This window comes from Streptomyces sp. NPDC086787 (genome assembly GCF_044745865.1).
Classification (GTDB): domain Bacteria; phylum Actinomycetota; class Actinomycetes; order Streptomycetales; family Streptomycetaceae; genus Streptomyces.
The window spans coordinates 266,369-286,121 of record NZ_JBIVBC010000007.1; the positions used below are offsets into that span (position 1 = coordinate 266,369).

The 19,753-nt window shown below is 71.9% G+C and carries 21 protein-coding genes and 1 tRNA gene; 9 read left to right on the forward strand and 13 right to left on the reverse strand.

The window, feature by feature from the left end; all coding sequences use genetic code 11:
* Positions 1-106 precede the first annotated feature (106 nt).
* From ACIPK3_RS19520 to ACIPK3_RS19530, 3 genes are all read right to left on the reverse strand, one after another.
* Complete coding sequence (locus ACIPK3_RS19520) at positions 107-925, reverse strand: SCO1664 family protein (protein WP_402571197.1); 819 nt, start codon at positions 923-925, stop codon at positions 107-109.
* Positions 889-1,479, reverse strand: coding sequence for a DUF3090 domain-containing protein (locus tag ACIPK3_RS19525; protein WP_402571199.1), 591 nt, complete (start codon positions 1,477-1,479; stop codon positions 889-891). Before ACIPK3_RS19525 ends, ACIPK3_RS19520 begins: the two co-directional genes overlap by 37 nt.
* A 61-nt stretch (positions 1,480-1,540) precedes the next feature.
* Positions 1,541-2,227, reverse strand: a complete 687-nt coding sequence (locus ACIPK3_RS19530; RefSeq protein WP_402571201.1) for a histidine phosphatase family protein — start codon at positions 2,225-2,227, stop codon at positions 1,541-1,543.
* 62 nt (positions 2,228-2,289) lie between these two features.
* On the opposite strand from ACIPK3_RS19530, the gene corA reads away from it, so the two are divergent.
* Positions 2,290-3,288 (forward strand): magnesium/cobalt transporter CorA, encoded by a 999-nt coding sequence (gene corA / locus ACIPK3_RS19535; RefSeq protein ID WP_402571203.1) that lies wholly within the window; start codon positions 2,290-2,292, stop codon positions 3,286-3,288.
* 22 nt (positions 3,289-3,310) lie between these two features.
* Here corA and ACIPK3_RS19540 read toward each other — a convergent pair whose 3' ends face one another.
* Together ACIPK3_RS19540 and ACIPK3_RS19545 are read right to left on the reverse strand one after the other, a co-directional pair.
* Positions 3,311-4,099 (reverse strand): ferritin-like domain-containing protein, encoded by a 789-nt coding sequence (locus ACIPK3_RS19540; protein WP_402571205.1) that lies wholly within the window; start codon positions 4,097-4,099, stop codon positions 3,311-3,313.
* 223 nt (positions 4,100-4,322) lie between these two features.
* Entirely contained in the window at positions 4,323-5,378 is a 1,056-nt protein-coding gene (locus ACIPK3_RS19545; RefSeq protein ID WP_402571206.1) for an LLM class F420-dependent oxidoreductase, read from the reverse strand.
* A gap of 126 nt (positions 5,379-5,504) precedes the next feature.
* On the opposite strand from ACIPK3_RS19545, the gene ACIPK3_RS19550 reads away from it, so the two are divergent.
* Both ACIPK3_RS19550 and ACIPK3_RS19555 read left to right on the forward strand, forming a co-directional pair.
* Positions 5,505-6,488 (forward strand): aldo/keto reductase, encoded by a 984-nt coding sequence (locus tag ACIPK3_RS19550; protein ID WP_402571208.1) that lies wholly within the window; start codon positions 5,505-5,507, stop codon positions 6,486-6,488.
* Positions 6,485-8,686 carry a helix-hairpin-helix domain-containing protein gene (locus tag ACIPK3_RS19555; RefSeq protein WP_402571210.1) on the forward strand — a complete coding sequence of 734 codons (2,202 nt, stop codon included), beginning with the start codon at positions 6,485-6,487 and terminating at the stop codon, positions 8,684-8,686. The genes ACIPK3_RS19550 and ACIPK3_RS19555 overlap by 4 nt, the downstream gene beginning before the upstream one ends.
* A gap of 88 nt (positions 8,687-8,774) precedes the next feature.
* Here ACIPK3_RS19555 and ACIPK3_RS19560 read toward each other — a convergent pair whose 3' ends face one another.
* Complete coding sequence (locus ACIPK3_RS19560; RefSeq protein WP_402571212.1) at positions 8,775-9,530, reverse strand: hypothetical protein; 756 nt, start codon at positions 9,528-9,530, stop codon at positions 8,775-8,777.
* A gap of 47 nt (positions 9,531-9,577) precedes the next feature.
* On the opposite strand from ACIPK3_RS19560, the gene ACIPK3_RS19565 reads away from it, so the two are divergent.
* Positions 9,578-9,766 (forward strand): DUF5703 family protein, encoded by a 189-nt coding sequence (locus tag ACIPK3_RS19565; RefSeq protein ID WP_007380901.1) that lies wholly within the window; start codon positions 9,578-9,580, stop codon positions 9,764-9,766.
* Positions 9,767-9,860: 94 nt separating this feature from the next.
* Here the strand turns inward: ACIPK3_RS19565 and ACIPK3_RS19570 are convergent, their stop codons facing one another.
* From ACIPK3_RS19570 to ACIPK3_RS19580, 3 genes are all read right to left on the reverse strand, one after another.
* On the reverse strand, positions 9,861-10,667 hold the full coding sequence (locus tag ACIPK3_RS19570; protein ID WP_402571214.1) for a chaplin: 807 nt from the start codon (positions 10,665-10,667) through the stop codon (positions 9,861-9,863).
* 158 nt (positions 10,668-10,825) lie between these two features.
* Entirely contained in the window at positions 10,826-11,059 is a 234-nt protein-coding gene (gene chpH / locus ACIPK3_RS19575; protein WP_402571216.1) for a chaplin ChpH, read from the reverse strand.
* Between the two features lie 154 nt (positions 11,060-11,213).
* Entirely contained in the window at positions 11,214-12,539 is a 1,326-nt protein-coding gene (locus tag ACIPK3_RS19580) for a M20/M25/M40 family metallo-hydrolase (RefSeq protein WP_402571218.1), read from the reverse strand.
* A gap of 140 nt (positions 12,540-12,679) precedes the next feature.
* Between ACIPK3_RS19580 and ACIPK3_RS19585 the strand changes: the two genes are divergently transcribed.
* Positions 12,680-12,767 (forward strand) — tRNA-Leu (locus ACIPK3_RS19585).
* A 71-nt stretch (positions 12,768-12,838) separates the two neighbouring features.
* Here the strand turns inward: ACIPK3_RS19585 and ACIPK3_RS19590 are convergent.
* Positions 12,839-13,732, reverse strand: coding sequence for a DMT family transporter (locus ACIPK3_RS19590; protein WP_402571219.1), 894 nt, complete (start codon positions 13,730-13,732; stop codon positions 12,839-12,841).
* 390 nt (positions 13,733-14,122) lie between these two features.
* Here ACIPK3_RS19590 and ACIPK3_RS19595 point away from each other — a divergent pair, with 390 nt between their 5' ends.
* The 3 genes from ACIPK3_RS19595 (at position 14,123) to ACIPK3_RS19605 (ending at position 16,526) form a co-directional block, all read left to right on the forward strand.
* Positions 14,123-15,061 carry a hypothetical protein gene (locus ACIPK3_RS19595; RefSeq protein WP_402571221.1) on the forward strand — a complete coding sequence of 313 codons (939 nt, stop codon included), beginning with the start codon at positions 14,123-14,125 and terminating at the stop codon, positions 15,059-15,061.
* 75 nt (positions 15,062-15,136) lie between these two features.
* A complete protein-coding gene (locus ACIPK3_RS19600) occupies positions 15,137-15,907 on the forward strand; it encodes a molybdopterin-dependent oxidoreductase (RefSeq protein ID WP_402571222.1) in 771 nt (256 codons plus the stop codon).
* Positions 15,891-16,526, forward strand: a complete 636-nt coding sequence (locus tag ACIPK3_RS19605) for a cytochrome b/b6 domain-containing protein (protein ID WP_402571224.1) — start codon at positions 15,891-15,893, stop codon at positions 16,524-16,526. Before ACIPK3_RS19600 ends, ACIPK3_RS19605 begins: the two co-directional genes overlap by 17 nt.
* A 33-nt stretch (positions 16,527-16,559) precedes the next feature.
* Here the strand turns inward: ACIPK3_RS19605 and ACIPK3_RS19610 are convergent, their stop codons facing one another.
* Positions 16,560-17,957 carry a gluconate:H+ symporter gene (locus ACIPK3_RS19610; RefSeq protein WP_402571225.1) on the reverse strand — a complete coding sequence of 466 codons (1,398 nt, stop codon included), beginning with the start codon at positions 17,955-17,957 and terminating at the stop codon, positions 16,560-16,562.
* The gene (locus ACIPK3_RS19615; protein WP_402571226.1) at positions 17,954-18,493 is read right to left on the reverse strand and encodes a gluconokinase; all 540 of its coding nucleotides are present in this window, start codon (positions 18,491-18,493) and stop codon (positions 17,954-17,956) included. Before ACIPK3_RS19615 ends, ACIPK3_RS19610 begins: the two co-directional genes overlap by 4 nt.
* A gap of 105 nt (positions 18,494-18,598) precedes the next feature.
* Between ACIPK3_RS19615 and ACIPK3_RS19620 the strand changes: the two genes are divergently transcribed.
* A complete protein-coding gene (locus tag ACIPK3_RS19620) occupies positions 18,599-19,300 on the forward strand; it encodes a FadR/GntR family transcriptional regulator (RefSeq protein WP_402571228.1) in 702 nt (233 codons plus the stop codon).
* 17 nt (positions 19,301-19,317) lie between these two features.
* Here the strand turns inward: ACIPK3_RS19620 and ACIPK3_RS19625 are convergent, their stop codons facing one another.
* Positions 19,318-19,731 carry a YchJ family protein gene (locus ACIPK3_RS19625; protein ID WP_402571230.1) on the reverse strand — a complete coding sequence of 138 codons (414 nt, stop codon included), beginning with the start codon at positions 19,729-19,731 and terminating at the stop codon, positions 19,318-19,320.
* Positions 19,732-19,753: the final 22 nt, after the last annotated feature.

The following is a 19,753-nucleotide window of genomic DNA, read 5'->3' on the forward strand; positions in this document are numbered from 1 at the left end:
ACGAACCGGACCGGACCGGATGGCCCGAAAGGCGATCTCGTGGTCCGCCGGCCGGTGTGCCTCCCGGCGTGCCGCCCCGTGTGCCGTTCCGGTGAGCTGGGCCGGGTCAGACCGGTGGCCAGGGGATCGCGGGCCATTCGCCGCTCGGCTCCGGGTGTCTGCCGGAGGCGAGCAGCTCGTCGACCCGCGCGCGGGTGGCGTCCAGTTCGGCGGCGGTGATCAGGTCGGCGAGCCGGGTGCCGAGCGGGCCGCCGTCGGCAAGGCTGCCGCCGAGGTCCTTGAGGACGCCGACGGCCTCGGCGGTGAGCGGCTCCCCCGCCCAGCCCCACAGGAGGGTCCGCAGTTTGTTCTCGGCGTTGAAGGTGACGCCGTGGTCGATGCCGTAGAGCCGGCCGTCGGCGGTGGGCAGCAGGTGGCCGCCCTTGCGGTCGGCGTTGTTGATCACGGCGTCGAGGACGGCCAGCCGCCGCAGCCGGTCGTCGTCGGCGTGGACCAGGAGCGCGGTGCGGCCCTCACCGACCTCGGCGAAGCCGATGGCCTTCCAGCCCGGCCCGGCTTCCTCGCCGTCCACCAGGGCGAGGAGTTCGCTCTCGGGCGTCGCGTCGATCCACAGCTGGCACATGCCCTCGCCGTACGGCCCGTCACGCAGCACGGTGGGCGGCACCAGGTCCCAGCCGGTGGCCTCGGCGACCGCGTAGGCGGCGACCTCGCGCTCGGCCAGGGTGCCGTCGGGGAAGTCCCACAGCGGGCGCTCCCCGGCGACCGGCTTGTACACGCAGGACGCCTCCTGCCCGTCGTACGCGACCGTGCAGAACAGGGCCGCGTTGGACGCCTCGCGGATGCGGCCGCGCACCTTCAGCTCACCGCGGGCGAGCAGCTCGGTGGCGGTCACGCTCCGCGGCGGTATCCGTTCTGGCGCGGACATACGTGTCCTTCCGGGTCCAGGGGGAGGCTGCACAGCGGGCACGGCGGACGGCCGGCGTTGACGACGTCCAGGGCACGCTTGGCGAAGGCCCTGGCCTGCATGCCGGTGAGGCGGACCCGCAGCATCGGGGGGCCGTTCTCCTCGTCCTGAAGAAGCCTTTCCTCTGCTTCGGCGAGGTCCTCGTCGGTGTCGGCGTCCAGCTCGACGAGGGCCTGCGCCTCGACGATCATGCGCTCTTCGTCGCCGTCCCAGGCCAGGGCCATGGTGCCGACGCGGAACTCCTCGTCGATGGGGGTGTCGAGCGGCGCCGTGTCGGCGACTTCCGTGGGCGCCATCGCGGGCACGGCCGCGTTGCCACCGGTGCGGCGTACGACCTCGTCGAGCAGCTCGTCCATGCGCTCGGCGAGCGCGGCAACCTGGGTCTTCTCCAGAGCCACGCTGGTCACCCTGGGGCCGGCGGTGGCCTGGAGGAAGAACGTACGGCGTCCGGGCAGTCCGACCGTGCCGGCCACGAAGCGGTCCGGCGGATCGTAGAGGAACACCTGACGGGACACGTCCTGTCTCCATTGAATCGAGCGGAATCGAAAGGTCGCTTCACCCTACTGCGGCCGACGATCACGGTGCGCCCGCACCACCCCCGACCGGTGCGTCTTCTCCCGGCGGTGCCGCGCGCGGGGCGAGTGAGGCGAAGTCGCCGGTGTCGCCGAGCCGGACGAGAAACGGCCTGAGGCGGGTGTAACGGATCGCGGTGATGGAACACGGTTCGACGGAGATCCGTTGGAAGAGGTCGAGATGAAGACCGAGAGCGTCCGCGACGAGGGACTTGATGATGTCACCGTGCGAGCACATGAGATAGACGGCGTCCGCGCCGTGGTCGCGCTCGATACGGGCGTTCCACTCGCGTACGGCCTCGGCCGCGCGGGTCTGCATGGCGCGCATGGACTCCCCGCCGGGGAACGCGGCCGCCGACGGATGCGACTGGACGACCTTCATCAGCGGCTCGTCCATGAGTTCGGCGAGTTTACGGCCGGACCAGTCGCCGTAGTGGCATTCGCCGATGCGTTCGTCGGTGTGGGCGCGCAGCCCGGGGCGGGCGTCGAGCAGGGGCCGGAGTGTCTCCTGGCAGCGTTGCAGCGGGCTGGTGACCACCTCCGAGATCGGCAGCTCGGCGAGCCGTCCGGGCAGCGCCGCGGCCTGCGCGGTGCCGCGCTCGTCGAGGGCGACTCCCGGCGTCCAGCCGGCGAGCACTCCGGCGGTGTTGGCGGTGGAACGTCCGTGCCTTACGAGGATGAGCGTGGGCATGCGGCCCAGGGTAGGCGCAGACAAGGGTGCGCCGAACGGCATGCGAGGGGAGAATACGCCGCGTGATCGTCGACTGCGCCATCTATCGCGACGGGCACCGCTGGGAGGGGCCGAAGGACATGTCCGACGCCCTGGCCGAGGCGCGTGCCCGGGGCGACAGCTTCCTCTGGATCGGGCTTTACGAGCCGACCGAGGAGGAGTTCCATCTGGTCACCGAGGAGTTCGGGCTGCATCCACTGGCCGTGGAGGACGCGCTGAAGGCGCACCAGCGGCCCAAGCTGGAGGTGTACGACGACTCGCTGTTCCTGGTGCTGAAGCCGGTGACGTACGACACGGAGAACGACCGGGTGGTCCCCGGCGAGGTGATGGTGTTCCTCGGCGACTCCTTCGTGGTGACCGTACGTCACGGGGAGAGCTCGCCGCTCAGGAGTGTGCGGCGCGCCCTGGAGGAGCAGCCCGGGATGCTGCGGCACGGTCCGACAGGGGTGCTGTACGCGATCACGGACTCGGTGGTCGATCACTATCTGGAGGTGGCCACCGAGCTGGGGACCGATCTGGAGGAGCTGGAGACGGAGGTGTTCTCGCCGTCGTTCGGCGCCTCTCGGTACACGGCCTCGCGCATCTACGCCTTCAAGCGCCAGATCCTGGAGTTCCGGCGGGCCACCGTGCCGCTGGGGGTGCCGATGAGCAAGCTGGCGGGGCTGGGGCCCACGGGCGGCTCGGTGCCGTTCGTGGCGGAGAAGGCCCGCCCCTTCTTCCGGGACGTCAACGACCATCTCACCCGGGTGAACGAGTCCGTGGAGGGCCTGGACCGGCTGGTGTCCGACATCCTGTCGGCGCATCTGGCGCAGATGAGCGTCCGCCAGAACGACGACATGCGCAAGATCTCGGCGTGGGCCGCCATGGCCGCGGTACCCACCCTGATCGCCGGGATCTACGGCATGAACTTCGACAACATGCCCGAGCTCCGCTGGCGGTGGGGCTACCCCACCGTGCTCGCGGTGATGTGCACGCTGGAATTCTTGCTGTACCGGCTGTTCAAGCGGCGCGGGTGGTTGTGAGGCGAGGAGGACGGACCCCGGGTCAGACGAACTCGGGAGCCGTGGTCGCCGGGCCGCCGAGGGCGTCGCGGTGCGCGGGCATGCGGAGGGAGACCATCCGGCGCCAGCCGGCGACGCGCTCCCAGGCGTAGGCGGCGTGGATGCCGGCGGCGAGGAGCGTGGATCTGGTGCGCGGCCAGCCGAGGATGCGGCGCATGTGGGACATGACGGCGAGGCTGACGTCGCGGTGGATGCGGATCTCGGCCAGCGCGCACTCGCGCAGGGTCCGCTGGATGGCGGGGCCGTGGCCGGCGCGGGCGAGGCGCAGGAGTTCCTCGTGGCAGTAGGCGAGGTGGTTGTCCTCGTCCTGGGCGATCATGCGTACCGCGCGGCCGATGCCGGGGTCGTCCCCGAAGTGCTTGCGCAGCAGCCGCATCTGCTCGGACGCCCGCTGCTCGGTGACCCGGCTGTGGGCGAGGTAGGTGACGATGTCCGGGACGGTCAGCTGCCTGTCTGCGGTGAGCTTGTCGTGGGTGAGCCCGATGCCGTGGCGTTCGAGGAGCTTGGTGTAGTCGGTGTCGGGCGGGACCGGGAGGGGGCGCAGTCCACGCTTGTTGAGCAGGGCGTTGAAGATGCGCCCGTGTTTGTCCTCGTCCGCCCCGTGCCGGGCGATCTTGGCGGCGAGTCCGCGCTCGCTCTCCGGCACCAGCGCGGCGATCCGGCCGTTCTCCCAGCCGCCCTGGGCCTCCCCGCTGGCCGCGATGGAGCAGAAGAGCCGGAAGGACTCGTCGTTGTCGACGATCTCCTGGAACAGACTCTTGGCCGAAAGCATGGTGGGCCCCTCTCCGCCGGACGCGTTCCGAGTCAAATGCGGCACCGCGCGCGGTGCAACAGGTGCGTCGGACCACTGGGCCGAAAGAAGGAGTGCCGACGTCGCGCCGAGGGCGTAACCGCCCGGGCGCGGACGCGTTGTTCCCTGTGACGGCCGTGGCGGGGAAGACCCCCGAGCCCCCACCACGGCCGCAGAGAACTCCTTCGGGGTCATCGCTCCCCGGTCACACCAGCCCGGCCCGCTCGGCGGCCTCCGCGCCCGCGCGCAGGGAGGCGAGACGCTCGTCGAGCGTGAAGCCCGCGGGGGCGAGGGTGAGGTTGGTGACCCCCACCGCGGCGTAGGCCTGCATGCGGTCGGCGATGCGGTCGACGGACCCGAGCAGGGTGGTCTGGTCGATCAGCTCCTGGGGGACGGCGGCCGAGGCGCCCTGCTTGTCACCGGACAGGTACTTGTCCTGGATCTCGGCGGCCTCCTTCTCGAAGCCCATGCGCTGTGCGAGGTGGTTGTAGAAGTTCTGCTTGCGGCTGCCCATGCCGCCGACGTAGAGCGCGGTGTAGGGCCGGAAGGTGTCGGCGAGCCGGGGAACGTCCTTGTCCTCGCCGACGGCCAGCGGCAGGGTCGGGCAGATGTCGAAGCCGTCGAGGGTCTTGCCGGCCTTCTCCCGTCCCGCGCGCAGGTACTTCACGGTGGTTTCCTCGAGGTGCTCCGCGGAGGGGAAGATGAGCAGGACGCCGTCGGCGATCTCGCCGGTCTGCTCCAGGTTCTTGGGCCCGATGGCGGCGATGTAGACCGGGATGTGCTCACGCTGCGGGTGGACGGTCAGCTTGATCGGCTTGCCGGGGCCGCCGGGCAGCGGCAGCGTCCAGTGCTCGCCCTCGTACGACAGGCGCTCGCGGGTCATGGCCTTGCGGACGATCTCGACGTACTCGCGGGTCCGCGCGAGCGGCTTGTCGAACTTGACGCCGTACCAGCCCTCGGAGACCTGCGGCCCGGAGACGCCGAGGCCGAGCCGGAAGCGGCCGCCCGACAGCGTGTCGAGCGTGGCGGCGGTCATCGCGGTCATCGCGGGCTGGCGGGCCGGGATCTGGAAGATGGCCGAGCCGATGTCGATGCGCTCCGTCTGGGCGGCGACCCAGCTCAGCACGGTGGCCCCGTCCGAGCCGTACGCCTCGGCGGCCCAGCACACGTCGTAGCCCAGCCGCTCGGCCTCCTGGGCCACGGCCAGATTGTCCGCGTCCATTCCGGCGCCCCAGTAGCCGAGGTTGATCCCGAGCTGCATGACCGATCCCCTTACCCGTGAGTAACGTCCCTGTTGCGGAGACCTTAGCGCGGGGGCGACCGCCGCGGGGAGACCGGTTGTCCACAGGCAACACACCGCAGCAGTTCTGGCCAGTAATCTCGGCGGATGGAGCAGAGGCATCTCGGCCGCACCGGCCTGCGCGTGTCCCGGATCGGGCTCGGCACCCTCACCTGGGGCCGGGACACCGACGAACACGACGCCGCGGACATGCTGAAGGCGTTCTGGGAGGCCGGCGGGACCCTCGTCGACACCGCGGACGTGTACGGCGACGGGGAGGCCGAGTATCTGCTCGGGCAGCTCATGGAAGGCCTCGTGCCGCGCCGGGACCTGGTCATCTCGACGAAGGCGGGCAGCGTGCCCGACCCGGAGCGCCGCTTCGACGGCTCGCGCGGCCATCTGCTCGCCGCACTGGACGCCTCCCTCGCCCGCCTGGGCACGGACCACGTCGACGTCTGGCACGTGCACGCCTACGACCCCTACACCCCGTTGGAGGAGACCCTCCAGGCCCTCGACCTCGCGGTGAGCAGCGGCCGGGCCCGCTACGCGGGGGTGTCCAACTACTGCGGCTGGCAGCTCGCCAAGGCGGCGACCTGGCAGCTCGCGGCGCCGGGCATCCGCACCCGGCTGGCGAGCACACAGATGGAGTACTCCCTGCTTCAGCGCGGTGTCGAAAGAGAGGTGCTGCCCGCCGCCCTCGACCTGGGCGTCGGCCTGCTGCCCTCCTCGCCGCTCGGCCGGGGCGTGCTGACCGGCAAGTACCGTCAGACCACTCCCCCGGACTCCCGTGGGGCCTCGGAGTTTCTGGCGCCCTTCGTGGCGCCGTATCTGGACGACACGGCGTCGCGCATCGTGGACGCGGTGACGACGGCCGCCGACGGGCTGGCGGTGACCCCGCTCCAGGTGGCCCTCGCCTGGGTCCGCGACCGGCCCGGCGTGACCGCGCCGGTCATCGGCCCGCGCAACGCGCAGCAGCTCACGGCGGCATTGTCAGTGGAGGCCCTTAGTCTTCCTGACGAGATCTGCCGGGCGTTGGACGATGTGTCGGCGCCCCTGCACCGCTATCCCGATCACGACTGGAGCACGCTGTGAGCACGGAGCCGGAGACCACGGAGGAAGCCGAGCCGGGGCTGCCGGACGTCACGGACACCCCTGACGGCGACAACGCCCCGGAGGGCGACGGCACGACGGAGGGTGACGGCACCACGGAGGCGGCGGCCGGACTGTCCGAGGCGGCGGCCGAGCTGGCGGCCCAGAAGGTAGAGCGGGAGCGGATCGAGCGGCGCAGGTCCGAGCGGCCGTCACCGATCGACAGCGGCGCGGGCCTCAGCGGCAAGGCGGCCGAGTTGCTCGCGGCCGTGCGCGCGGTGGAGAGCGGCGAGAAGCCGACGGCCACCGCCTTCGACGACCCGGCCCCCGCGCCCCGCCGCCCGGCGCCGCCGGATCCCACGCCACGGCCGCAGCCCGTCGTCCCGGCCGCAGCGCCCGCGGCGCCCGCCGCGGGCGTGATCGACGCCGTGCGCGCGGTGCTGGCCGCGGGCGGCGCACCCGAGACTCTCGCGGCCCAGGCGGCCGCGGCCCTCGGCGAGGGGGCGGACGAGCGGCTGCGGGCCGACCCCTGGCAGTTGCTGCGGGTCACCGGTGTGCGGCTGGAGCAGGCCGACGGGTTCGCGCGGGCGCTGCTCGGCGCGGAGTGCGGCCCGGACGACGAGCGGCGCCTGCGGGCGGTGACCGGCTGGCTCCTGGAGCAGGCGGCCCTCGCCGGGCACACCGCCCTCGAACTCCCCACCCTGACCGCCGCGCTGGCCCAGCGCGGGGTGCCGGATCCGGACCAGGCCGTGCACAGCGCCCTCACGGAGGGCGAGGCCCTGGTCTTCCAGGACGCCCTGGCCGAGGAAGCGGGAAGCGTCCGGGCCGAGGCGCCCGACGGGGCCGGTGAAAGCGGCGTTGACAGCGAAGGCGGCGAGGAGCGGCCCGTCCGGGTGCTGGTCGGCCTGGAGCGGTACGCGCTCGCCGAGGAGAGCCTCGCCGACGGCCTGGCCCGCCTGATCAACTCCGTGCCGAAGGAGGGCGGTCCGGCCGAGGCCTGGGAGGCGGCGGCCGCCGGTGCCGGGGGCTCCGCCGCCGAGCTGATCCGGGCGGTGGCGACGCACAGCCTGGTGCTGCACACCGGCGGGCACGCGTCCCTCGTGGACCCGGCGCGCCTGCTGCACGGGGCGCCGGGCGCGGGGCAGCGCGCCTGGGCGGTGGCGCACACCGACAGCGGTCGGGCCGATTTCGCCGCCCTGCTGGACCGCTTCGACAGCCCGGACGGCCCGAGCGGGCATCCCGGCCGCGGAGCCGCCACCGTCGCGGGGCTGCTGTCCGGTGCCGAGGGCCCCGGGCGGGACCCGGACGGCGCGCTCTGCCTCGACCTGCTGATCGTGCTCGACGCGCCGCGGCTGGACGTCGAGACGGCCGCACTGATCGTCGAATCGCTGCCGGACGGCGCCCGGCTGGTGCTGGCCGGCGATCCGGCGGTGCTCTGGTCGGCGGGACCGGGCCGGGTGTTCGCGGACCTGCTGGCGTCGCGGGTGTGTCCCCGGATCGCCTCGCGGGTGCCCGATCCCGGGCCGCTCGGCGAGCTGGTCTCCGGCATCGGCGTCGGTGATCTGACCCAGGTCGAGGCGCCGGGCAAGGAGGTCGTCGTGGTTCCGGTGCGGGACGCGGGCGAGGCCGTGCACCGGACCGTGCAACTGGTCGCGGACTCCGTTCCACGGGCCCTCGGCGTCCCGGCCGACCAGACGGTGGTGATCACCCCGGGGCACGGCGGGGCCGCGGGCACCCGGGCGCTCAACGCGGCGCTCAAGGAGCGGCTCAACCCGGGTCCCGGACGCTTCGGCGGCTTCGACCCGGGTGACCTGGTGGTCTGCACCCCGGCACCGGGACGGGTGGTTCCGGGCCGGGTGGTGGGCGCCGACGCCGAAGGGCTGCACCTGTCGTGCGCGGGCGCCCCCGTCGTCGTACCCAGGGAGCGGGTCGAGCAGTCCGTGCGGCACGGGTGGGCACTGACCGCGCACCAGGCCGCGGGCGGCTGGTGGCCGGCGGCGGTGGTGGTACTGCCCGGAGACGCCGTGCAGGCGCTCAGCCGGCCCTGGGTGTACACGGCCTTCAGTCGTGCCACCCGCCATCTGTCCGTGGTGCACGGCGTCGAGCAGGCGCTGCCACGGGCGGTGGCGGAGATCGCGGCCAAGCCGCGCACGACCCGGCTGCCGACCTTGCTGGGGGCGCAGGTACCGGTGTCCGGCTGACGGCCGGTGCCGGACGGGGCTCGTCCCCGCCCGGCACCGGGACCCGCACCGGGACCGATGTGGCGTCGGCGTGGACCGGCGGCCGAGGTCAGCGATCCGCTTCCAGCGGTTCCAGGTCCTCGTCGCCGTCCAGGTCGAGTTCGCTGTCCAACTCGTCGTCGGCCTGGTCCGGGAGGCCGCCGATCACCTCGATCGCCTCGATGTCGTCGATCTCATCGAGGTCGTCGATGTCGTCGGCCTCGTCGTCGAAGACCGCGCTGACGTCGAACCGGCAGACCACCCGTTGCGGTTCGACCTGGTCGAACGGAGTCTCCAGCCACTCGCCGGGCTCGGCCGGCTCGTCCGCGGCGATCACCCACAGCGTGGAGTCGCCCTCCTCCAGCCCGAACTCCTTGTGCCGGGATGCGATCTCGTCCGGTTCGAACTCGCCGAACAGGACCCCGAGCGCCCCGGGCACCGTGTCCGAGGCGTCCGTGTCCGCGCCCTCCCCGAACTCCGCCGCCTCGACCCGCCGGGCCTGGGCGAGCAGACGCTGCGGTTCCGCCACCGAGTAGTCGCGGCGGATCAGCACACTCACCGCGTGCGGCTCCTCGGGACCGGCGTACGGGGGCAGCGCGTCTTCCGAACCGGGGATCTCGAACGGGGTGACCTCGTCATGACGGTCGTAGAGCAGTTCGTCGTACGCCTCGGCGGCCGCGGCCAGCTCGTTGAAGGCCTCGTAGACGGCCGGGTCGTCCTCCCCGGACCGGCCTTCGACCGCCGCCAGGTGACGGTCGAGCGCGGTCTTGACCGCCTCGGCGGCGGCGCGTACCTCGGCAGCGGTGGGCTGCGCAGCATCAGACATAGTGCAGACGCTATCCGTACCGGGGCCCAGCCCGCACAATAGATGCGATGCCGGAATACGAATTTGTCGACGTGTACGTACCGCGCGGAGTGTCCCGCAAGGATGCGACACGTCTGCTCACCGACCATGCCGAGTACGGACACTGGGAGTTGGACCGACTGAGCCTGATGCGCGACGGCAGCCGCCGGGTGCGGTTGCGCCGGCGGATCATCCGCCAGGTGCGCGCCACCTGGTAGCGCGGGAAGCATGACGGGAGCGGGCCCCGCAAGAGTGGGGCCCGCTCCCGTTTCGCGCCGTTCTCCGGCCGGGGCCGGTCATGGCTGTGTCGACTTATGCCGAGGCGCGTGCCTTGCGGTACAGCAGCGCGCCGGCGAGCAGCGCTCCCGCGCCCGCGGGCAGTGCGATGCCGATCGGCAGTTCGCTGCCGGTGTGAGCCAGCTGCCCGGTGGGGGGCATCTGGGCGGCAGCGGCTACGGAGCCGGCTCCGTGTCCGCCCGTCGCGGGCGGGGTGCTCGGGTTGTGCGGTGTGGTGGGCGTACCGGGCGTGGTGGGCGTACCGGGAGTGCCGGGGTTACCAGGATTGCCGGGGTTCCCCGGGTTTCCGGGATTGCCAGGAGTACCCGGGTTGCCCGGGTGTCCTGGATGCCCAGGGTGTCCCGGGTGTCCCGGGTGCCCAGGGTGTCCCGGCGGCTGGTGGTGGCCGCCCCCGGAGCCGCCGTTGGCGCAGCCGTTGCCCAGAGCCGCGTTGGCGACCCCCACGACGTTGACGCTGTTGCCGCACACGTTGACCGGTACGTCGACCGGAACCTGGACGGTGTTGCCCGACCCGACGCCGGGTGAGTGACCGGTGTGCCCCGCGGCCTGGGCGCCGCCGTGGCCGCTGGCCCCGCCGCCCCCGGGATTGGCGCACTTGTTGCCCACGGCGGGGTTCAGCAACCCGATCACGTTCACCGTGTTGCCGCACACGTTCACCGGCACATGGACCGGCACCTGCACGGTGTTGCCGGACAGTACGCCGGGTGAGTGCGCGGCGGAGCCGCTCGCGCCGGAGTCGGCGTGGGCGTAGCCGCCCGCCGCCGCGATCACTCCGGTGGCGGCCGCCATGGTCATCAGACCCTTGCGGGTGCTCTGTCGCATTGGTGGATTCCCCCCTGCCTTTGATTTCCTGCGGTACTGCGTGAATGCGTGAAATCGAACTCTCGAACTTTCGAATTCACGGAGAGAGCCGTCGGCCCCGCAGCGCATGGCGTGCGCTCCGGGGCCGACGGAAAGGACGCCTTCTCGAGGAGTCGGCGTCAGTGGTTCACGCAGGTGTTGCCGAAGGCGGGGTTCAGCAGCCCGATCACGGAGATCGTGTTGCCGCAGACGTTCACCGGGACGTGCACGGGCACCTGGATGACGTTGCCGGAAAGGACACCCGGGGAGTTCACAGCGGCACCCTGGGCACCCGAGTCGGCGACGGCCAGGCCCGCGCCCGCGAGAACCAGACCACCGGTGGCAGCCGCAGCGGCGACGACCTTCTTGAGCATTGTTCCTCCTAGTTGGCAATGCGATCCCAAGCAGCTGATCGCATCACCAGTAACGAGGAAGGACCAATGGAGCTACGAGCCTATCGTCGCATTCACTCTTCCTGATGATCTCCGCACACGCGGTCGAATACCGGGTGCTTTTCGGGAGGGTCCTTCAGGAAGCGTCGATGAACCGGTCGAGCACCCGGACACCGAACTGGAGTCCGTCCACCGGAACCCGTTCGTCGACACCGTGGAACATGCCGGCGAAGTCCAGCTCCGGGGGCAGCTTGAGCGGAGCGAAGCCGAAGCCGCGGATGCCGAGCTCGTCGAAGGACTTGGCGTCGGTACCGCCGGAGAGCATGTAGGGGATCGCCTTGGCGGCCGGGTCCTCGGCGAGCAGCGCGGACTGCATGGCCGCGACGAGCGGGCCGTCGAAGGTGGTCTCCAGGGCCTTGTCGGCGTGGTCGGCCTCGCGTCGTACGTTCGGGCCGAGGAGGCGGTCGAGGTCTGCGAGGAACTCCTCCTCGTACCCGGGCAGGAACCGGCCGTCCACGTGCGCGGTGGCCTCGCCGGGGATGACGTTGACCTTGTAGCCGGCGTTCAGCTGGGTGGGGTTCGCCGTGTTGCTCAGGGTGGCGCCGATGAGCTTGGCGATGCCGCCGAGCCTGGCCAGGGTGGACTCCATGTCCTCCGGGTCCAGCTCGGTGCCGAGCGCGTCGCCGAGTTCGTCGAGGAAGGCGCGGGTGGTCTTGGTGACCCGGACCGGGAACTTGTGCCGGCCGACCCGGGCGACGGCCTCCGACAGCTCGGTGATCGCGTTGTCGCGGTGGATCATCGAGCCGTGCCCGGCGGTGCCGGACACCTTCAGCTTCATCCAGTGCATGCCCTTCTCGGCCGTCTGGATCAGATAGAGCCGCCGCTGCTCACTCACGGTGAACGAGAACCCGCCGACCTCGCTGATCGCCTCGGTGCAGCCCTCGAACAGCTCGGGGTGCTCATTCACCAGCCAGCGGGCGCCGTAGGTGCCGCCCGCCTCCTCGTCCGCGAGGAAGGCGAGCACGATGTCCCGGGGCGGCTTGCGCCCGCTGCGCAGCCGGTCGCGCACGACGGCCAGCGTCATGGCGTCCATGTCCTTCATGTCGACGGCGCCGCGTCCCCACACACAGCCGTCCGCGACCTCGCCGGAGAACGGATGGTGGGTCCAGTCGTCGGCGTTGGCCGGCACGACGTCGAGGTGGCCGTGGATCAGCAGCGCGGGCCGGGAGGGGTCCGCGCCCTCGATCCGGGCCACGGTCGAGGCGCGCCCCGGGTGCGACTCGAAGATCTTCGGTTCGAGGCCCACCTCGGCGAGCTTCGCGGCGACGTACTCGGCGGCCTTGCGCTCGCCCGGGCCCGAGTGGTCGCCGTAGTTGCTGGTGTCGATCTGGATCAGCTCGCGGCAGAGGTCCACCACCTCGTCCTCGCCGGCGACATGCCTGGCCGTGTCCGTCTCGCTCACGCTGCTTCCTCCCACTGCTGGCGGTCAGGTGCTGCTGCTTCCTCCCCATCCTCCCCCCGGACGGGGTGTGATCGGCCACCCAGGAAAGCCTGGTAAAGTTTCCTTCGTCGCCGCGGGGAAACCCGCACGACAGACACCTTGTCCGGGTGGCGGAATGGCAGACGCGCTAGCTTGAGGTGCTAGTGCCCTTTATCGGGCGTGGGGGTTCAAGTCCCCCCTCGGACACCAACGAAGACCCCAGAGCATCTGGGGTCTTTCTGTTTGTCCGGCTGTTTGTCCGCGTCAGCTGTTCGTCCGCGTCAGCGCGGCTGGAGGTCGCGGACCGGGCGCTCCTCCGCCGTGCCGCTGGGCATGGCGGGGTGCAGGCCGAGCAGGACGATGCCCGCGACCACTGCGGCGAGGCCCGCCGCCTCCCACGCCAGCGCGCCGGTGTCGGTGCGCAGCCGGTCGCCGAGGAAGCCCACTCCGCACAGGATCCCGGCGAGCGGCTGGGCGGCGGTCAGGGCGGGCAGCGACATGCGCAGCGGCGCGGTCTCGAAGGCGCTCTGCACCAGGACCAGCCCGGTGACGCCGAGCGCCAGCACGCCGTACGGCTGCCAGCCGGTGAGCACCTCGACGAGACCGCCGGCGGCGAAGCGCTGGCCGCTCACCCGGGTCAGGGCGTCCTGGACGCCGTAGAGCAGGCCGGCTGCCAGCGCCAGCAGCACCGGACCCCAGCTGAGCCGGGAACGCTTGGCGTAGGTCGTGAGCAGCAGGGCCAGGCCGACCGTCACGCCGATGATCAGCCAGTGGCGCAGCGGGTCGTTGATGGCGTGCCCACCGCGCGGCTGGCCGGCCAGGATGAACGTGGTCACACCGCCCGCGAGCAGCGCGAGCCCCGCCCAGCCCTGACGGCCGAGGGACTGTTTCGTCTGGTGTCGCGAGAGGGCGAGGGCGAACAGCAGGTTCGTCGCGAGCAGCGGCTCGACCAGGGAGATCTCCCCGTGCCCCAGGGCGATCGCACCGAGGACCATGCCGGCCACCATCAGCCCTATGCCGCCCAGCCAGCGCGGTACCCGCATCAGGTCGAGCAGCAGCCGGAACGACAGGAAGTCGCTGAGCGGTGCCTTCTGGGCGGCGTTCTGCTGGAGCACGAACCCGAAGCCCAGACAGCAGGCCGCGCTCACGGCGAGAATCAGAACCAGAATCGACACGCTGCGTACCTCGATCATCCGGCCGGGCCACGGGGTGCGTCAGTGGCCGACTGTAGCGCTCCCGAAGCACCGTTGCCCCGCGGAGTACCCGGAACCGGGTAGTTGACGCGGTCCTGCCGCCGTGAATACCCGAGGGGATATGTCCGGTTTTGGCGGGACCGTACGGCCATGGTGGGGGTCGCGGGCGGAAGACGCCATGGCGTACGCCACACGAGTGAGCCGCGGCCGCCCCGACGACCCCGGGGCCACGGCCGTTGATCGCCTCAAGTCCCTCACCGGAAAAGCTAGTTGAAGGCAGCAACAGCCCCGTTCCGCTTGACGCGACGTATTGGCTGAGGGTTTGCTGTGCGTGATCGGCCGATGGCAGCCCGAGAACCAGGAAGTCCTGCGGTGCCTCCACTCCCGCCCCTGCTCGACCCCGGCCCCGAACGCACGGCCCGCCCCTTCGACGGTGCCCTCGGCGATTCGGAGCTGGTCGTCGCGCGCGCCGCCCTGACACAGGGCCGCTGGCAGGCCGCCCGCTCGCTGCTGCTTCGCACCGGCGACGACTGGGACCTGCGCGGACACCGGATCACCGTTCTCGCCCGGGAGCCCTACGCGGCAGCCTGGGCCCGTGACTGGCAGCACGCCGAACCCGACTCGGCCGACGCCTCCGCACTGCTCGCCCTGGGCCTGGTACGCCGCGCGCTGCGGGGCAGGGAGGACCCGGCGGCGGCGCGTGAGGCCTGCCGCACGGCGGCCGTGCTCGCCCCCGACGACCCCACCCCGTGGCTCGGTCTGCTGCTCCTCGAGGGCGCCGGGCCGGAGGCGGACCGGATCTTCGCCGAGGTGCTGGACCGCCACCCCGACCACCATCACGCCCACCATCTGAGGGTGGCCCGCCTCGCCGAGCGGCGCCCCGAGCGCGGGCCGGACCCGCGGCACGAGGTCTACGAGTTCGCCGACCGGGCCGCCGACCGGGCCCCCGCGGACTCCCCGCTCGCCGTCCTGCCCGTCGTCGCGCACGCCGAGCGCTACCGGGTGCTGGCCTCGGTCGGCCGGGCGCCCTCCGACCCCGCCGCGTCCGCGCACTGGGCCCAGCCGCGGGCCCGCCGAGTACTGCGGACCGCCTTCCACTGGTGGCTGGAGTGGGAGCGGGACGACCACCCACGCCACCCCGTCGACTTGAACTTCCTCGCCCACGCCACGTCCTGCGCGGGCCGGAGCGCCGAGGCGGCGGCCCTGTTCCGGCGCATCGGCCGGCACGCCACCCCGGCCCCCTGGTGGTACCCGGACCGGGACCCGCACGCCGCCTTCCGCGCGGCACGCTCCCGGGCACTCAGTGAATGAGTCAGTGATTACAGAAGTCTGACCTTCCCGCCATCCCCCTGGCCACGCCGGTGCCGTGAGTGCTCGAATGAACATGTGAACACCGAACGACCCGAGGGGCCTGCGGAGCCCGAGCCCGCGGAGCCCGGGGCATCCCGCGAACCGGAGGGGCGCCCCATCGGCCGCCGTGTGCTGCTCGGCACCATCGGCCTCGGCGCCCTCGGCATGGCGGCCGCCCCGACCCTGCAACGCGGGATGGAGGCCGTCCTCGGCTCCGTGTCCGGCAAGGACCCGACGGGTCTGACGGGCCTGCTGCCCAACGGCGGCGGCTTCCGCTACTACTCGGTGGCCGCGTCCGTCCCGCACAAGGGCCCGGCCGACTACCGGCTCACGGTCGACGGACTGGTGGACAGCCCGCACACGTACACCCTCGCGGACCTGCGCGCCCTGCCGCAGACCCGGCTGGTCAAGGACGTCCAGTGCGTCACCGGCTGGCGGGTCCCGGGCACGCCCTTCGAGGGCGTACGGCTCTCGGACCTGCTGGACGCGGCGGGCGTGCGCGACAGCGCCAGGGCGATCCGCTTCAGCTGCTTCGACGGCACCTACACCGAGAGCCTCACCCTGGAGCAGGCCCGCCGCCCCGACGTGCTGGTGGCCCTGCGGATGCAGGACAAGGACATCGGCCACGACCACGGCGGTCCCGCCCGCCTCTATGTCGCCCCCATGTACTTCTACAAGTCGGCCAAGTGGCTCTCCGGCATCACCGTGACCGACCACGTCCAGCCCGGCTACTGGGAGCACCTCGGCTACGACGTCGACGCCTGGGTCGGCCGTTCGAACGGACGCAGTGATGACCCTACGAGCTGACCGAGCCGACACCGTGGCCCCGGCGCCCGCCCGCGTCCGCCGCTTCACCCGGGCCGACCGGTGGGTGCACCGGGCGACGGCCGCGCTGATGGGCGTGTGTGTGGCGACCGCCGCCTGCCTCTACATCCCGCAGCTCGCCGTGCTGGTCGGCCGCCGTGCCCTGGTCGTCCAGATCCACGAGTACGCGGGCCTCGCCCTGCCGCTGCCCGTCCTGCTGGGCCTCTCCTCCCGCGCCTTCCGGGCGACGCTCGGCTTCCTCAACCGCTTCGGCCCGCACGACCGGGTCTGGCTGCGCGCGGCCCTGCGCCGTGACAAGCGGCGCGCCTCCCGCCCGGCCGGGAAGTTCAACGCCGGGCAGAAGGTGTACGCCTCCTGGATCGCGGGCGCCACGGTGGTGATGCTCGGTACCGGTCTGACCATGTGGTTCACCCACCTCACCCCGCTGGAGTGGCGGACCTCGGCGACCTTTGTGCACGACTGGCTGGCCCTGACCATCGGTGTCGTACTCGCGGGCCACATCGGGATGGCGCTGGCCGACCCGGAAGCACGTCGTGGCCTGCGCACCGGGTCGGTCAGCCGGGAGTGGGCGGAGCGGGAGCATCCGCTGTGGCGGCCCTGAGTCGGTGTCCGTAGTCCCGCAACCGGGCCGGATCTAGATCACGAGTGACAGCGCCAGCACCAGTCCGCCCGCGACCACGGAGATGATCGTCTCCATCACGGACCAGGTCTTCACCGTCTGCCCGACGCCGAGCCCGAAGTACTCCTTCACCAGCCAGAAGCCGGCGTCGTTGACATGGCTGAAGAAGAGCGAGCCCGCGCCGATGGCGAGCACCAGCAGGGCCGTGTGGGTGGTCGACATGTCGGCGGCCAGCGGGGCCACCAGGCCCGCCGCCGAGATGGTCGCCACCGTCGCCGAACCGGTCGCCAGCCGGATCGCGACCGCGATCAGCCAGGCCAGCAGCAGGGCCGGAATCGACCAGTTCCGTGAGATGTCCAGGATCATCTGGCCGACCCCGGAGTCGATCAGCGTCTGCTTGAAGCCACCGCCCGCGCCGACGATCAGCAGGATGCCCGCGATGGGCACGAGCCCCTTCTCGACGATCCGGGCGAGCCGCTCCCGGTCGAACCCGGCCGGCCGGCCCAGGGTGAACATGCCGACGACGACGGCCGAGAGCAGGGCGATCAGTGGGGATCCGATGACGTCGAAGACGCGCTGCACCCGGTGCGCGGGATCGTCCACCACGATGTCGACCAGGGCCTTCGCCAGCATCAGTACGACCGGCAGCAGGATGGTGGCGAGCGTGGCGCCGAAGCCGGGGCGCCGGGCCAGGTCCTCGGAGGGACGCTGGGCCAGCATGCGTTCCGGGGCCGGGACGTCCACCCAGCGGGCGGCGACCTTCGAGAAGAGCGGTCCGGCGACGACCACCGTCGGTATCGCGACGAGGACGCCGAGGGCGAGGGTGACGCCCAGGTCGGCCTTGACCGTGTCGATCGCGGCCAGCGGGCCGGGGTGCGGGGGCACCAGACCGTGCATCACGGACAGTCCGGCGAGCGCCGGGATTCCGATGCGCATCAGGGAGTAGTTGCCACGTTTGGCGACCATCAGCACGACCGGGATCAGCAGCACGATGCCGACCTCGAAGAACAGCGGCAGCCCGATCACGGTGGCGATGAGCACCATCGCCCACGGCATCGCCCGGCCGTGGGCCCTCGCGAGGATCGTGTCGACTATCTCGTCCGCCCCGCCGGAGTCGGCGAGCAGCCTGCCGAGGATGGCACCCAGCGCGATCAGCACGCCGACGCCGGCGACCGTGCTGCCGAGGCCGGTGGTGAAGCTGGCGATGGCCTTGTCGAGCGGTGCTCCGGCGAAGGCGCCCAGCGCGAGGGACCCGATGGTCAGCGCGAGGAACGCGTGCAGCTTGTACCTGGTGATCAGCAGGACGATGACGGCGATGCCCGCCAGCACGGCGATGCCCAGCTGGGCGTGGCCCGCCGTGGTGATGGGTTCGACGGCGTCCGCTGCCGACGGCTCGACGCTGAGTCCGGTCACGGGGTTCCCTCGCTGATGAGTGGGGCTGGGTCGAGAAGTGCGGCCAGCGCGGTCGCGGCCCGCTCGGTGATCTCCTCCGGGGAGCCGGAGACGTCCACGGCGACTCCGGCCTCGTCCGCCTGGAGCGGCTGGAGGGTGGCGAATTGGGAGTCCAGCAGCGCCGTCGGCATGAAGTGCCCGTGCCGGCGGGCCATCCGCTCCTCGACGAGCGGGCGGGAGCCGGTGAGGTGCACGAAGACGATCCCGGGAGCCGTGGCCCTGAGCCGGTCGCGGTACGACCGCTTCAGCGCCGAGCAGCTGACGACCCCGCCGAGCCCGCGCCGCCCGTCGGCCCAGGCGCCGACGGCGTCGAGCCACGGCCACCGGTCCGCGTCGTCGAGCGGGACGCCGGCCGACATCTTGTCGATGTTGGCCCGCGGGTGAAAGTCGTCGCCCTCGGCGTACGGGACGCCGAGCCGGGCGGCGAGCAGCGGCGCGATGGTGGTCTTGCCGGTCCCGGCGACACCCATCACGGCCACGACTTGGGGGGTACGCATCACTGCCACGGCCTCACTGAAACCCATTAGGTACGACGAATTCAAGAGTCTGTGATGCATAAGTCTGACTTTTTAGTTGAGTGATCCACTCTGTACGCTGAGTGCATGAGCACACCGGCCCGAGGCCTGCACGGCCGTGTCCTGGACTCCCTCGGGCCCGCGATCACGGCAGGCGGGTATCCGCCCGGCAGCGTCCTGCGCACGGACGAACTGGCCCAGCAGTTCGAGGTGTCGCGCTCGGTGATGCGCGAGGCGGTCCGGGTCCTCGAGTCCATGCATCTGGTCGAGTCCCGCCGCCGTGTGGGCGTGACGGTCCGCCCCAAGGCCGAGTGGAACGTCTACGACCCGCAGGTCATCCGCTGGCGTCTGGCGGGCGCCGACCGCCCGCACCAGTTGCGCTCGCTGACCGTGCTGCGTTCGGCGGTCGAGCCGGTCGCGGCGGGCCTGGCCGCGCGGAACGCGACGGCGGAGCAGTGCGCATGGCTCACCGAGTGCGCGCTCGGCATGGTGGCGAACTCGCGGGGCCACCGGCTGGAGGGCTATCTCGTCCACGACATCGCCTTCCACCGGGCCGTCCTCACCGCCTCCGGCAACGAGATGTTCGCCCGCCTCGGCGATGTCGTCGCCGAGGTGCTGGCCGGCCGCACCCATCACGAGGTGATGTTCGAGGATCCCGACCCGGCCGCCGTCACCCTGCACGTCCAGGTCGCCGAGGCGGTACGCGCCCGTGACGCGGCCCGCGCCGAACAGCTGACCCGCGAGATCACCGCGGGCGCCCTCCAGGAACTGGACATCCTCGCGCCGTAGCGCTCACGCCGTGGCGCTCACTCGTCCAGGAACTCCCCGTCCACGTACGCCCAGGCCCCGCCGACCCGCTCGAACCGGCTCCGCTCGTGCAGCGAGCCGCCCCGGTACGAGGCCCGGAAGGTCACGGTCCCGGTGGAGTGGAAGGCCGACCCGTCACTCGTGCCCAGCACGTCGAGGCCGGTCCAGCGCATCCCCGGGTCGAGATCCAGCCGCTCCGGCCGGGTCCGCGGATGCCAGGTCCGCAGCAGATACGCCGCGTCCCCCTTCACGAAGGCGCTGTACCGCGACCGCATCAGCGTCTCGGCGGTCGGTGCGGCCACCTGGCCGGAGTGGCAGCGGCCGCAGCACCGCTCGTACGGCTCGGGGAGCCCACAGGGGCAGGAGGCGGCGTGCTTCGCGGGTCGCGTGGTACGTCGGGACACGGCACCCATTGTGCCTGGCCCCCGACTTGTG

Coding starts and splice junctions, on each gene's coding strand:
- ACIPK3_RS19520 (WP_402571197.1), bottom strand. CDS start 925: ATGTCCGCGCCAGAACGGATACCGCCGCGGAGCGTGACCGCCACCGAG.
- ACIPK3_RS19530 (WP_402571201.1), bottom strand. CDS start 2,227: ATGCCCACGCTCATCCTCGTAAGGCACGGACGTTCCACCGCCAACACC.
- ACIPK3_RS19540 (WP_402571205.1), bottom strand. CDS start 4,099: ATGCTTTCGGCCAAGAGTCTGTTCCAGGAGATCGTCGACAACGACGAG.
- ACIPK3_RS19545 (WP_402571206.1), bottom strand. CDS start 5,378: ATGCAGCTCGGGATCAACCTCGGCTACTGGGGCGCCGGAATGGACGCG.
- ACIPK3_RS19550 (WP_402571208.1), top strand. CDS start 5,505: ATGGAGCAGAGGCATCTCGGCCGCACCGGCCTGCGCGTGTCCCGGATC.
- ACIPK3_RS19560 (WP_402571212.1), bottom strand. CDS start 9,530: ATGTCTGATGCTGCGCAGCCCACCGCTGCCGAGGTACGCGCCGCCGCC.
- ACIPK3_RS19565 (WP_007380901.1), top strand. CDS start 9,578: ATGCCGGAATACGAATTTGTCGACGTGTACGTACCGCGCGGAGTGTCC.
- ACIPK3_RS19570 (WP_402571214.1), bottom strand. CDS start 10,667: ATGCGACAGAGCACCCGCAAGGGTCTGATGACCATGGCGGCCGCCACC.
- chpH (WP_402571216.1), bottom strand. CDS start 11,059: ATGCTCAAGAAGGTCGTCGCCGCTGCGGCTGCCACCGGTGGTCTGGTT.
- ACIPK3_RS19605 (WP_402571224.1), top strand. CDS start 15,891: ATGACCCTACGAGCTGACCGAGCCGACACCGTGGCCCCGGCGCCCGCC.
- ACIPK3_RS19615 (WP_402571226.1), bottom strand. CDS start 18,493: ATGCGTACCCCCCAAGTCGTGGCCGTGATGGGTGTCGCCGGGACCGGC.
- ACIPK3_RS19620 (WP_402571228.1), top strand. CDS start 18,599: ATGAGCACACCGGCCCGAGGCCTGCACGGCCGTGTCCTGGACTCCCTC.
- ACIPK3_RS19625 (WP_402571230.1), bottom strand. CDS start 19,731: ATGGGTGCCGTGTCCCGACGTACCACGCGACCCGCGAAGCACGCCGCC.